Origin of the sequence: Inquilinus sp. NPDC058860 (assembly GCF_042743185.1) — a bacterium.
Classification (GTDB): Bacteria; Pseudomonadota; Alphaproteobacteria; order DSM-16000; family Inquilinaceae; genus Inquilinus.
The window spans coordinates 1-12,323 of record NZ_JBHYMS010000105.1 but is presented as its reverse complement, the minus strand read 5'-3'; the positions used below and the strand labels follow the sequence as shown (position 1 = coordinate 12,323).

The window sequence follows — 12,323 nt, the reverse complement described above, 5'->3', positions numbered from 1 at the left end:
CCCGGCTGAAGGTCCGGCTCTCCCGCTTGGACATCGGTTCTCCTTCTCAGAGAACTGTCCCTATTTTCCCTGTCTCACCAGCGGGGTCCACTCCAGATTTCGGGCTTCCATATCATTCAGGCGATCGTCTCCCGGATCACCAGCCCCAAGCGCGTCGTGATCCGTGACGCCAAGTCCTATTGCGCCGTGTTGCTGGACGACAACAACCGAAAGAGCATCGCGCGCCTGCACTTCAATGGGTTGACCACCAAACACCTTGGGCTGTTCGAAGGCAAAGAGGAAATCAGACACCCGCTCTCCGATCTGACAGAGATCTACCAGTACACAAACCAGATCGAGGCGAGGATCAGGGAATTGGATTCGAGTATTCCAGCGCCGACTCAAAGCTGAAAGCTTCTTCCGATAGCCCGTCGGGTTATCTACTGACCGAGGCCGCGCCGGGCGGCCGGGCGAAGATCAGCGCGTCCGCCCTACGCCGCAGCCCCGACCCGCACCGTCCGGAGCGCCTTCGACCAGGCGATGACCTCCCCGAGCATCGTGGCCAGGACCGCCTCTTGCTCGGCCGAGGGCGACCACGTCTCGGGATCGGTGAAGAGCTCCCGGTCGGTGTATTTCGAGAGCAGGACCTGCGTCCGGACCGTCGCCACCTTCACCTCGGCCAGCACGGGGCGGAGCTGCTCGACCGCCCTTGCCGCCCCGAGCGCGCCATAGCCCACGAAGCCCGCGGCCTTGTCGGTCCACTCGCGATGGAGGAAGTCGATCGCGTTCTTCAGCGCGGCCGGGAAGGAGTGGTTGTATTCCGGCGTCACGAAGATGAAGCCGTCGCAGGCGCCGATCGCCGCCGCCCATACCTTCGTGTGCAGGTGGCGATAGTCGCCCCGGATGGCCGGCACGGGCTCGTCCAGCAGCGGCAGGGCGTGATCCGCGATATCGATGATCTGGACGCCCGCCTCTCCCGACCCGACCGCCGCGTGCCGGCCGGCGGCCTCGGCGACCCAGCGGGCGACCAAAGGCGCCCGGCGGCCCGGCCGGGTGCTGCCGACGACGATCCCCAGCCTGATCATTGGAGCTCCGCCTTCCGCAATCGATATCCGGCGGCTACCCTACAACGGTCGTTGCACAGAAGTAAAACGATCGTTGTAGGACACATGAGGAACCGGTGACCATCGCGGACCAGGATCGCCCATCAGGCCGGCCGGAGACGAAGCGACTGGCGCTGATCGACGGCGCGCTGCGCATTTTCGCCAAGGACGGCTATGCGCGCGCCGGCATCGATGACATCGCCCGCGAGGCCGGCGTGTCCACCCGCACCCTCTACAATCATTTCGGTTCCAAGGCCGGGCTGTTCGAGGCCGTCATCCAGGCCAGCGCGACGCGCGTCGCCCAATCCCAGATCGCCGTGATGGAGCGACATCTGAGCGCCGCGACCGACCTGGACGCCGATCTCGCCGCCTTCGGCGGGGCGCTTCTGGCGTCCAGGGCCGATCATCCGGAGCATTTCGCCCTGATCCGGCAGATCCGGGCGGACCAGGCCCATATTCCCCGGCCGGCGATCGAGCGCTGGCAGCAGGCCGGCCCCCTCCGCGTGCGGCACGCGCTGGCGCAACACCTCGCCCGCCTGGGCGAGAAAGGGCTGCTGCGGCTGGACAATCCGGACCGCGCGGCCGTGCACCTGCTGGCGCTGATCGCGACGGCGATCGAGCCCTTTGCAGCCACGCCCCCGTCGGCAGCGGACATCGAAGCGGCCGTCGCGGCGGCAGTGCGGGTATTCCTGCGCGGCTGTTGCGGAAGGGCCGGCCCCGTCGGCTGAGGGCTCGACCAGGGTGCCTGCCCATCGGCTCCGGGCCGGATGGGCAGGCACCGCCGGCGAGCCGCCCGCATCGCCTTCACCTCCCTGCCCTTCTCGTGGTCGAAGCCATCGACGGCGATACCCGGCGCAGCGACAAGCACGTCCGACTGCGGGACTTTGATGCGCCGGAACCAGCAGACATGCTCCATCGACGGCACAGAGCGCGCCATCGGCCGGAAGGCGACGCTCCATTCGGCGCTCAATGTCTGCCGACCGCCGCAATGGCATCGTCATGCCGCCGACAACACGGAACCATGCTTCCGGACGAACATTTCTAGGCATTTATAGCCAAGCATGGAGCCAAGATTCGATGGCGCCGAGATATGATGATCCGTCCAACTGGCAAGTCGAACTCTCGGGAGACAGTGGCGTCGCCTCCCTTGGCCGCTATCGCGCTCACTTTCGATTTGTCGCGGGCGGGGTACTGCAGCTGATCTGGATCCAGGCGCCGGAACAAGGGCCACCCGACTCGAGGCTGCACGGGGCGGCCAGGGAAGCGTGCTACCGGGCGCTTGGAGAGCGAAGTCGACGCTCATCGCCAGATTCGGCGCAGCGCTGTCTCGTCGGCCCCTCCCCGAGGCCGTCGCCTTCGGCTTCCACAACAGACCGCTGACAGAGTGGCTGCCGAGTCGCGCCAGGAAACATAGCCGCCATATATGAGATTATTTATCTAAAAAGGATTTTTTACTCATATTTCATTTTCCCTGACTCCGCGACAACTATATTTCCCAAATGGCAGTAAAAGAAAATTGGATTTTAAATATCTCCGATTCCTCGTTGAGATATCTCGCCTCCGGTGATCAGAATTTTTTCGCTTCCCGATTCAATTGGAGACAGATCATGGCGGATTTCACGGGCACTGAAGGCGCAGATATTGTCCCGACACTGCTGATAGGCCCGGTCCAAGGGCTCGGTGACGACACGATCAACGGCTTGGGAGGCGACGACCTGCTTGCCGGCTATTCCGGCAACGACGTCATCAGCGGCGGCACCGGCGCCGACGTGATCATCGGCGGCATCCTCAACGTCGTCGGCGGCATCGGCGACATCCAGCTCTCCGGCGTCGACACGGCCGACTATTCGACGTCCGCCGCCCGTGTGGCCGTCCTGCTGTATGAAACCGGCAACCTCGACATCGATATCCTGGGCATCAATCTGGGCCTGACGGGCGTTTCCACCGGCCAAGGTGGTGATGCCGAAGGCGACAGCCTGATCGGCATCACCAATCTCACCGGATCGGCCCACAACGATTACCTGGGCGGCAACAACAACGAGAACACCCTCGTCGGCGGTGCCGGCAATGATGGTCTGGCCGGCGCCGCGGGAGCCGACGTCCTGGACGGCGGTGCCGGGACGGACATGGCGGACTATCTGATCTCGAACGCTGCGGTGAATGTCGATTTGGCCGCGGGCACCGCCAGCGGCGGCCACGCCGCCGGCGACACCCTGACCAGCATCGAAAACCTGCGCGGATCCGCCTTCAATGACACCTTGACCGGCGATGCCGGCTCCAATCGCCTGTCCGGTGCGGACGGCGCCGATACGCTCGACGGCGGCGCCGGCAACGACCAGTTGGTCGGTGGTGCCGGGGCCGACGTTCTGATCGGCGGAGAGGGCTTCGACTCCGCCCTGTACGACAACGCCGCCGCCGGCGTGACCGCCAGCCTGGCCGACGCCGCAGGCAATACCGGCGACGCCGCCGGTGACACCTACAGCGGCATCGAGCATCTCGTCGGCAGCGCCTTCAACGACGTTCTGACCGGGGATGCCGCCGCCAACTACCTGATCGGCCAGGGCGGCGACGACACCCTCACCGGTGGGGTCGGTGCAGACCGCCTTGTCGGTGGCGCCGGTGCGGACACCTTCGTCTTCTCTGCCGTCGCCGACTCCCGGGCCAAGGTGGCGTTCGACCTGATTACCGATTTCTCCCAGACCGATGGCGACCACATCGACGTGTCGGGCATCACCGGCGGCTCCGGCAGCTTCATCGGCTCGGCGGCGTTCAGTGGCGACGCCGGCGAGGTCCGCTTCGTGGCGGGAGCCGAGCAGACCAACGTCTATATCGACGCCAACGGCGACGGTTGGGCCGATGGGCAGATCCGTCTCACTGGCTCGATCACGTTGACCGCGGATGATTTCGTGCTCTGACCGACATCCGTGTCGCAAGCTGCCGATCGGCAACAGGCATCGCGATCAACGACGCCTGTTGCCGTCATCGATCGGGCCGGCCCCTCGGGGCCGGTCTTTTTTGTGGAGCCGGCGCTCGCCTTGCCGGGTGACCGCGATGCCGACCGGAACCGCGCAGCCGCAGCGTAGATCGACGCCTAAGCGCCCGCGGATCGGAGGCTGCGTGGCTGTCGGCGAAGACCGCCGCAAGACCCGATCCAGCCATATCTGAATCCGGCCCATCTGTCGTCGAGGCAGCCTATGATACCGCCGCGCCTCGCCATGGCAGGAGGCTGAGATGAGTGGTTCCCGGGATGGCCGCTGCGCTTGCGGCTCCATACGGTACCGGCTGCTGTCGCCGCCGATGTTCGTGCATTGCTGCCATTGCCGCGACTGCCAGAGGCAGACCGGCAGCGCCTTCGTGCTCAACGCCCTGATCGAGACCGACCGCGTCGGGCTGCTGTCGGGCGAGCCGGAGCCCGCCGCCGTGCCGACCGACAGCGGCCAGCCGCATGTCATCCATCGCTGCCCCGCCTGCCGCACGGCGCTGTGGAGCACCTATGGCGGCCGCACCGCGGTGCGCTTCGTCCGCGTCGGCACGCTGGACGATCCGGCGGCGCTGCCGCCCGACGTGCACATCTTCACCCGGTCGAAGCTGCCCTGGGTCGTGCTGCCGGACGGCGTGCCCGCCTTCGAGGTCTATTACGACCCGCAGGCGCTGTGGCCCCGGGCCAGCCTGGAACGCCGGCGCGCCGCCCTGGGCGGCTGACCGCCGCCTCAGGCGAAAGCCGGCCGGGTTCCGTCGCCGAAGCCGCGCGGCAGCGCCGCGACCGCCGGCATCTCCTCCGCCGGCGCCGGGGCGAACAGCAGGTCGGGACGCACCGCGGCCCAGGCCTTGTCCCTGGCCAGCGCCGCCGGCCGGTTGTCGGTGCGGCACAGCATCAGGGCGCCGGAGGGGTGGCGCCAGAGATCGAAGCCGAGCAGGTCGGGAAACTCGCGCAGCGCCGCCTGCAGCAGCGGCGCCGGCCCCTCCACCGCCAGCAGCCGCCGCGACAGGGTGTTGCGGTAGAGCTTCAGGCCATCCCGTTCCCGGACTTCGCGCGTGACCGCCATTCCCGGTTCTCCTCTGCCCAGCGCCGCGATGCGGCCGACATGGCGAGAACATAGAGCGAACACCGAAAGGAGTCCAGCAAAAGGAACATTTCAGGAACCGGCCGTTTCGTTCAAGCCCCCGCGGCGGAACCTGACGCAGACTGCGAGGGTTGCGATCACGGAGGTCCATCATGAGCCGAGCCCTTCCCTCCCGTACCCTCAGCGTCTGGATCGACCGCGACCCCGACGACGTCTACGCCTTCCTCTCGGCCCCTGAGAACTTCATGCAATGGGCCAGCGGCCTGGCCGATTCGCTCAGGCGCGACGGCGACGGCTGGGTCGCCGACACGCCGGAGGGGACCATGCGGGTGCGCTTCACCCCGCCGAACCCGTTCCGCATCGCCGATCACTGGGTCATCCCGCCGAATGGCGCCGAGATCGCCCTGCCGATGCGGGTGCTGGCGAATGGCGGCGGCAGCGAGGTGACGTTCCACCTGTTCCGTCAGCCCGAGATGGACGACGCCCGCTTCGCCGCCGATGCCGACTGGGTCGAGCGCGACCTGGCGACCCTGAAGCGGGTGCTGGAGGCCGGGAGCGCATAGACGAACGTCGAATACGTCCCGGGACGGCGCGGCTGTTAAAGTTGCACGATAGCGCGTCGTACTATAGGGGCGTTCGTCCTCACAAAAATCGGCGCGCCGACCACAATGATCAGGGAGGATGCGCCGATGACCGCTGCGTCAGATGCCGAACTTCGAACACCGATCCGAACGCTCAGCAAAGGCGAAGAGCGCAAGGTCATATTCGCATCGTCGCTGGGGACGGTGTTCGAGTGGTATGACTTCTATCTCTACGGCGCGCTGGCCACGTCGATCGCCAAGAACTTCTTTTCCGGCGTCAACCCGACCGCGGCCTTCATCTTCACCCTGCTGGCCTTCGCCGCCGGGTTCTTCGTCCGGCCCTTCGGCGCGCTGGTGTTCGGCCGCCTCGGCGACCTGGTCGGGCGCAAATACACCTTCCTGGTCACCATCGTGATCATGGGCGTGTCGACCTCGGCGGTCGGCTTCCTGCCCGGCTACGAGGCGATCGGCATCGCCGCACCTGTGATCCTGATCCTGCTGCGGCTGGCGCAGGGCCTGGCGCTGGGCGGCGAATACGGCGGAGCCGCGACCTATGTCGCCGAGCATGCGCCGCAGGGCAAGCGCGGCTTCTACACCGCCTGGATCCAGACCACCGCCACGTTGGGCCTGTTCCTGTCGCTGATCGTCATCCTGGCCTGCCGCATGTCGATGGACGCCGCGACCTTCGACGCCTGGGGCTGGCGCATCCCGTTCCTGGTCTCGATCGTCCTGCTCGTGGTCTCGATCTGGATCCGGCTGCAGCTCAACGAATCGCCGCTGTTCCAGCAGATGAAGGCCGAGGGCAAGGGGTCCAAGGCGCCGCTGACCGAATCCTTCGCCCGCCGCGGCAACCTCAAGTTGGTGGTGCTGGCCCTGTTCGGCCTGACCGCGGGCCAGGCCGTGGTCTGGTACTGCGGCCAGTTCTACTCGCTCTTGTTCCTGACCAGCACGCTGAAGGTCGACGCCCAGACTGCCAACCTGCTGGTGGCCGCGGCGCTGCTGGTCGCCACGCCGTTCTTCCTGGTGTTCGGCGCCCTGTCCGACAGGATCGGGCGCAAGCCGATCATCATGGCCGGCTGCCTGCTGGCGATCCTGACCTACTTCCCGCTGTTCCAGGCCCTGACCCACTACGCCAACCCGGCGCTGGAGGCGGCGCAGGCGTCGTCGCCGGTGACGGTGATCGCCGACCCGGCCGAATGCAGCGTGCAGTTCAACCCGGTCGGCACGTCGAAGTTCACCAGCTCCTGCGACATCGCCAAGGCCGCTCTGGTCAAGGCCGGCGTGCCCTACAGCAACCAGGCGGGGCCGGCCGGGTCGAAGGCCGAGATCGACGTCGGCAGCACCCGCATCGCCGCCTATGACGCGACCGCGGCGGATGCGGCGACGGCGGCCCCCGTCTTCGCCAAGGGCCTGGGCGACGCGCTGAAGACCGCGGGCTACCCGGCCTCGGCCGATCCGGCGCAGATCAACCACTTCATGGTCTGGCTGATCCTGTTCGTGCTGGTGCTCTACGTCACCATGGTCTACGGCCCGATCGCGGCGCTGCTGGTGGAGATGTTCCCGACCCGGATCCGCTACACCTCGATGTCGCTGCCCTACCACATCGGCAACGGCTGGTTCGGCGGCTTCCTGCCGGCGACCGCCTTCGCCATCGTGGCCGGCACCGGCAACATCTACAGCGGCCTGTGGTACCCGATCATCATCGCCGGCATCACCCTCGTCGTCGGCACCCTGTTCGTGCGCGACACCAGGACGGTCGACATCCGGAACAATTGATCCGGAAAACTTGTATCGGCCCGGAGGCCGCGCCCAGAATGGCGCGGCCTTCTTTTTTTGGTCCGATATGACTGATGCGACCGTCGTTCTGATCGCCGACGACCACCCGCTGGTGCGGCGCGCCTTGGCCGAGACCCTGGCCGAGGTGATGTCGCCCGCCCCTGCGGTGATCCAGGCCGGCAGCTTCCCCGAGGTCCTCGACATCCTCGGCGACCGCACGGTCGACCTGCTGCTGCTCGACCTGTCGATGCCGGGCATGAACGGCTTCACCGGCCTGGCCGCGCTGCGCGCCGCCTTCCCCGCCGTCCCCGTGGTCATGGTCTCGGCCAATGAGGAGCCCGCCGTGATGCGCCAGGCGATGGAGTTCGGCGCCTCCGGCTACCTGCCGAAATCGACGCCGCTGGCGGAGATCGGCGACGCCATCGAGAGCGTTCTGGGCGGCGGCGTCTGGTTCCCCGAGGCCGCGACCGGTCCCTCCGGCGACGCGCCGGAACGCAGCGAGCTGAGCCGCCGCGTCGCCGAGCTGACGCCGCAGCAGCTTCGCGTCCTCGCCTTGCTCACCGAGGGCAAGCTGAGCAAGCAGATCGCCTTCGAGATGTCGATCACCGAGGCCACGGTGAAGGCGCATCTGTCGCAGATCTTCCGCAAGCTCGGGGTGCAGAACCGGACCCAGGCCGTGATCGCGGTGCGCCAGCTCGGATCGATCGGCGGCCACTGATCCCGTTAGGCGGCCGACACCGGCCGGGTCGCCAGGCGCTGCACCAGCAGCGCCCGCAGCGCCGCCGGCTTCAGCGGCTTGTGCAGCAGCGGCAGGCCGCGGGCGCGGGCGGCCGCCTTCAGCGCCTCGGTGCGGTCCGCCGTGACCAGCGCCGCGACCAGCGGATGGCCGACCGCCGCCTCCAGCGAATCGAGGACCTCGAGCCCGGTCTCCATCCCGGCGAGGTGGTAGTCGAGCAGCACCATGTCCGGCGCGCGACCGACCGGCTGCAGCGCCTCCTTGGCCCCGGCCGCGTCGGTCGCCGCCAGCACGGTGCAGCCCCAGCCTTCCAGCAGCAGCCGGGTCGCGGTCAGGATGGCATGGTCGTTGTCGACACAGAGGACCAGCCGCCCGGCCAGGTCGGTGGCTGGCGATCGACGCTCGGGCGTTTCAGCCGGCCGGGTCGCGACGGGCGTCTGCGCCAACGGCAGCACCACCTCGAACACGCTGCCGCGGCCGGGCCAGGAGCGCACCGCTATCCGATGGCCGAGCCGTGCCGCGATGCGTTCGACGATGGCGAGGCCCAGGCCCAGCCCCGCCGGCTCGTCCTCGCCGCCGGAGCCGAGGCGCCGGAACTCCTCGAAGATGGCGGTGAGCTGCTCCGGCGGGATGCCCGGCCCGGTGTCCCAGACCTGGATCACCAGGGCGCCGGCCCGCCGCCGGCAGCCGACCAGCACCGTGCCCTGCCGGGTGTAGCGCACGGCGTTGGCGACGAAGTTCTGCACGATGCGGCGGACCAGCGCCGGGTCGGTCAGCACGGCCGCGGTCGAACGCGCGACTCTGAGGCGCAGGCCCCGGCGGCGCGCGATCGGCTCGAATGGTAGTGCGGCCATGCGCAGGATCTCGTCCACCGCCACCGGCCGCGGTTGCGGTTCGAAGCCGCCAGCGTCGAGCTTCGAGATCTCCAGCAGCGCCTGCAGCAGTTCCTCCACCGCGCCGAGCGAGCTGTCGATATGGCCGACCAGCGGCGCCTCCGGCCGGCGGCCCAGCCGCTCCGCCAGCGTGGCGGTCAGCAGGCGGGCGGCGTGGAAAGGCTGCAGCAGATCGTGGCTCGCCGCCGCCAGGAAGCGGGTCTTGCCGAGATTGGCGGCCTCGGCCGCCGCCTTGGCCGCCGCCAGCGCCTCGTTCAGCGCGGTCAGCTCGCTTGTGCGTTCGGCGACGCGGCGCTCCAGCGTCTCGGCGGTCTCGCGCAGCACGGCCTCGGCCCGGCGCTGCTCGGTGATGTCCTGGTACAGGGTGAAGAAGCCGATGACCCGGCCCTGCTCGTCCCGGTGCGGGATGTAGGTGCCGCGCGCCAGCTCGGCCCCGGCGGCGGCGAAGCCGATCTCGAACACCTGCCGCCGCCCGGCCAGGGCCGCGTCGATATAGGGTTTCAGCCGGCCGTAGCGGTCCTCGCCCAAAGCGGTGCGGATCGACAGGCCGTTGCTCTGCCCCCGCTCCAGCCCCAGCGCCTGCTCGTAGGGCCGGTTGGTGAAGCGGTAGCGCTCCTCCCGGTCGACATAGGCGATCAGGACCGGGACGTTGTCGGTGTAGATGCGGATGCGCCGCTCGCTCTCGCGCAGCGCGTCCAGCGTCTTCACCCGCTCGGTCACGTCGGTGCAGACCAGGACGAAGCCGCCGTCCGGCATCGGGTTGGTCTGCAGCTCCAGCACCCGCCCGTCGGCGCCGCGCCGCTCATGGCTGTGGGCGCGCCGGCGCCGATCGGGGTCGCGCTGCTCCTCCAGCAGGACCGAAAGGTCGAGGCCGCCGCCCGGCCCCGTCAGCGCCCGGAGCGGCATGCCGATCGCGACCGCCGGCTCGGCCAGGCCCAGGATCTCGAGGAAGCGGCGGTTCCAGGCCGCCAGGCGCAGCTCGCGGTCGAACACGCCGATGCCCTGGCCGATATTGTCGAGCGTCGCGCTCAAGAGGTCGCGGTTGAAGAGGATCGCCTCCGACGCCTGGCGCAGCAGGGTCTGCGACCGGCCGATCGTGGAACGGTGCCGGCGCATCGTGGCGGCGACCATGATGCGGGCCGAGGCGGCGCCGATCGCGCCGCTCAGCAGCCGCTCGGTGTGGTCGGCCAGGTCGCGGTCGCGCAGCGCCGCGACCGGCCCGCCGAAGGCCAGCTCGGCCCGGTCCGGTCCGATGAAGCGGGCGACCAGGGTCTTCAGGTCGTCGAAGGCGGCGGCGCGATGCGCGGCCTGCGGCCGCTGCCGGGCCTCGACCACCGGGCCGACGAAGGCGTCGGCCTGCTCCCGGTCGCGCTCGCCCGCCCGCGCCAGCCGCGAGACGCCGACCAGCAGCGCGGTGTTGAGCGCCAGGCTCCAGAAGGCGCCGCGGGTCAGGGCGTCGACGTCGTCGCCGATGCCCCACAGCGCCCCCTCGATCCCGAGCAGCGGCACCGCGGACACCCAGTCGACTCCGGTCAGGGTCGGCGCCAGGAAGACCACGACCCAGACCAGGAAGCCGCCCGCCATGCCGGCGAAGGCGCCGTGGCGATGGGCGCCGCGCCAGTACAGGCCGGCGACCAGCGCCGGGCCGAGCTGTGCCACGGCGCAGAAGGCGATCAGGCCGATCGAGGCCAGCGGCAGGCTGCCGCCGATCACGGCGAAATAGGCATAGGCCAGCAGCAGGATGGCGAAGATCGCGATCCGGCGGATGCGCAGCACGGTGGGGCCGAGGGCGCCGTCGCCGCGCGCCGCCATGCCGCCGCGCAGCAGCAGCGGCAGCACCAGCTCGTTGCTGATCATGGTGCTGAGCGCCACGGTCTCGACGATCACCATGCCGGTGGCGGCCGACAGCCCGCCCAGGAACACCGCCAGCGACAGCAGCGGGTCGCCCGCCGCCATCGGCAGCGACAGCACGAACAGGTCGGGGTTGGCGGCGCTGCCGAACAGCAGCAGGCCGGCCACGGCGAAGGCCGGGACGAAGATGTTGATCGCGCCGAGATAGGCCGGGAACAGCCAGCGCGCCGTGCGCAGATCGGCCGGCCGGCCGCTTTCCACCACCCCGACATGGAACTGCCGCGGCAGGCACAGGAAGGCCAGGGCCGACATGACCGTGATCGAGATCCATTCCGGCCCGACGGCGAAGCCCTCCAGCCGCGCCTGCAGCGCCGGCACCGACAAGAGCCGCGCCGCCAGGTCGCCCGGCCCGTCGAACATGGCGAAGGTGACGAAGGCCCCGGCGGCGAGGATCGCCCCCAGCTTGACCAGGGATTCGAAGGCGATCGCCAGGATCATGCCCTGGTGCCGTTCGTTGGCCTGGACGTGGCGGACGCCGAACAGGATGGCGAAGACCGCCATGGTCAGGGCGACGTGCAGGGCGGTGTCGGCCCAGACCGGCGTCGCCACCGTCCGCCCCGGCCCGGTGGCCAGCGCGCCGAAGCTGAGCGAGACGGCCTGCAGCTGCAGCGCGATATAGGGCAGCACGCCGACCAGCGCGATCACGGTCGCCACCGCGGCGACGACGCGGCTCTTGCCGTAGCGGGCGGCGATGAAGTCGGCGACCGAGGTGATGTTCTGCTCGCGCGCCACCCGGGTGATCTTCCGCATCATCGGGAAGCCGAGCGTGATCACCAGGATCGGCCCGACATAGATCAGGGTGAAGTCGAGCCCGTGGGATGCCGCCCGGCCGACGCCGCCATAGAAGGTCCAGGAGGTGCAGTAGACCGCGAGCGAGAGGGCGTAGACCGCGGGCTCGCGCAGGCCGGAGCGCCAATAGGCCGGGCTGCGGTCGCCGATGAAGGCGACGGCGAAGAGCAGGCCGAGATAGCCGAGCGCGATCAGCCACAGCAGCCAGTCAGCCACCGCCCGGTCTCCGATCCCTGCGCCCGTTCCTCCCGGCCATGGCGCCAGCATAAGCTGACTGCGACGTCAGGCCGAGTGTTTCGGCGGAGGGGCCAGCCTCCCCCGACGGCATTCAAGCATCTCTCGGTATAGTTCGCGTTGCCTCTCCCGCTCGCGGGAGAGGTCGGGCTCGCGCAGCGAGACCGGGTGAGCGACTGTCTGGCCTGTCAAGCAGCCAGTGCGAGTTGTTGGCGGACATCGCGGGCCTTGGCGTTGAGTCGGACGAGGAGTTTGCG

General features: G+C 69.0%; 10 protein-coding genes. 6 read left to right on the top strand and 4 right to left on the bottom strand.

Annotated features, from left to right (window positions below):
* Positions 1-60 precede the first annotated feature (60 nt).
* Both ACFW16_RS35325 and ACFW16_RS35320 read right to left on the bottom strand, forming a co-directional pair.
* Positions 61-291 carry a hypothetical protein gene (locus ACFW16_RS35325; RefSeq protein ID WP_380313794.1) on the bottom strand — a complete coding sequence of 77 codons (231 nt, stop codon included), beginning with the start codon at positions 289-291 and terminating at the stop codon, positions 61-63.
* A 179-nt stretch (positions 292-470) separates the two neighbouring features.
* Entirely contained in the window at positions 471-1,064 is a 594-nt protein-coding gene (locus tag ACFW16_RS35320; RefSeq protein ID WP_380313793.1) for an NADPH-dependent FMN reductase, read from the bottom strand.
* Positions 1,065-1,159: 95 nt separating this feature from the next.
* On the opposite strand from ACFW16_RS35320, the gene ACFW16_RS35315 reads away from it, so the two are divergent.
* From ACFW16_RS35315 to ACFW16_RS35305, 3 genes are all read left to right on the top strand, one after another.
* On the top strand, positions 1,160-1,810 hold the full coding sequence (locus ACFW16_RS35315; protein ID WP_380313792.1) for a TetR/AcrR family transcriptional regulator: 651 nt from the start codon (positions 1,160-1,162) through the stop codon (positions 1,808-1,810).
* Positions 1,811-2,689: 879 nt separating this feature from the next.
* A complete protein-coding gene (locus tag ACFW16_RS35310; protein ID WP_380313791.1) occupies positions 2,690-3,997 on the top strand; it encodes a calcium-binding protein in 1,308 nt (435 codons plus the stop codon).
* A gap of 316 nt (positions 3,998-4,313) precedes the next feature.
* Positions 4,314-4,784 carry a GFA family protein gene (locus tag ACFW16_RS35305; RefSeq protein ID WP_380313790.1) on the top strand — a complete coding sequence of 157 codons (471 nt, stop codon included), beginning with the start codon at positions 4,314-4,316 and terminating at the stop codon, positions 4,782-4,784.
* A gap of 8 nt (positions 4,785-4,792) precedes the next feature.
* Here ACFW16_RS35305 and ACFW16_RS35300 read toward each other — a convergent pair whose 3' ends face one another.
* A complete protein-coding gene (locus tag ACFW16_RS35300; RefSeq protein ID WP_380313789.1) occupies positions 4,793-5,128 on the bottom strand; it encodes a hypothetical protein in 336 nt (111 codons plus the stop codon).
* Between the two features lie 170 nt (positions 5,129-5,298).
* Here ACFW16_RS35300 and ACFW16_RS35295 point away from each other — a divergent pair, with 170 nt between their 5' ends.
* The 3 genes from ACFW16_RS35295 (at position 5,299) to ACFW16_RS35285 (ending at position 8,221) form a co-directional block, all read left to right on the top strand.
* Positions 5,299-5,709, top strand: a complete 411-nt coding sequence (locus ACFW16_RS35295) for an SRPBCC family protein (protein ID WP_380313788.1) — start codon at positions 5,299-5,301, stop codon at positions 5,707-5,709.
* A 126-nt stretch (positions 5,710-5,835) separates the two neighbouring features.
* A complete protein-coding gene (locus ACFW16_RS35290) occupies positions 5,836-7,503 on the top strand; it encodes an MFS transporter (protein WP_380313787.1) in 1,668 nt (555 codons plus the stop codon).
* A 67-nt stretch (positions 7,504-7,570) separates the two neighbouring features.
* Positions 7,571-8,221 carry a response regulator gene (locus tag ACFW16_RS35285; protein ID WP_380313786.1) on the top strand — a complete coding sequence of 217 codons (651 nt, stop codon included), beginning with the start codon at positions 7,571-7,573 and terminating at the stop codon, positions 8,219-8,221.
* Positions 8,222-8,226: 5 nt separating this feature from the next.
* On the opposite strand, the gene ACFW16_RS35280 is transcribed toward ACFW16_RS35285, so the two are convergent.
* Complete coding sequence (locus tag ACFW16_RS35280) at positions 8,227-12,048, bottom strand: NahK/ErcS family hybrid sensor histidine kinase/response regulator (RefSeq protein WP_380313785.1); 3,822 nt, start codon at positions 12,046-12,048, stop codon at positions 8,227-8,229.
* Positions 12,049-12,323 lie beyond the last annotated feature (275 nt).

Excerpts from the sequence above, each read along its gene's own strand:
- ACFW16_RS35320 (WP_380313793.1), bottom strand. The coding sequence starts at position 1,064 with ATGATCAGGCTGGGGATCGTCGTCGGCAGCACCCGGCCGGGCCGCCGG.
- ACFW16_RS35310 (WP_380313791.1), top strand. The coding sequence starts at position 2,690 with ATGGCGGATTTCACGGGCACTGAAGGCGCAGATATTGTCCCGACACTG.
- ACFW16_RS35305 (WP_380313790.1), top strand. The coding sequence starts at position 4,314 with ATGAGTGGTTCCCGGGATGGCCGCTGCGCTTGCGGCTCCATACGGTAC.
- ACFW16_RS35300 (WP_380313789.1), bottom strand. The coding sequence starts at position 5,128 with ATGGCGGTCACGCGCGAAGTCCGGGAACGGGATGGCCTGAAGCTCTAC.
- ACFW16_RS35295 (WP_380313788.1), top strand. The coding sequence starts at position 5,299 with ATGAGCCGAGCCCTTCCCTCCCGTACCCTCAGCGTCTGGATCGACCGC.
- ACFW16_RS35290 (WP_380313787.1), top strand. The coding sequence starts at position 5,836 with ATGACCGCTGCGTCAGATGCCGAACTTCGAACACCGATCCGAACGCTC.
- ACFW16_RS35285 (WP_380313786.1), top strand. The coding sequence starts at position 7,571 with ATGACTGATGCGACCGTCGTTCTGATCGCCGACGACCACCCGCTGGTG.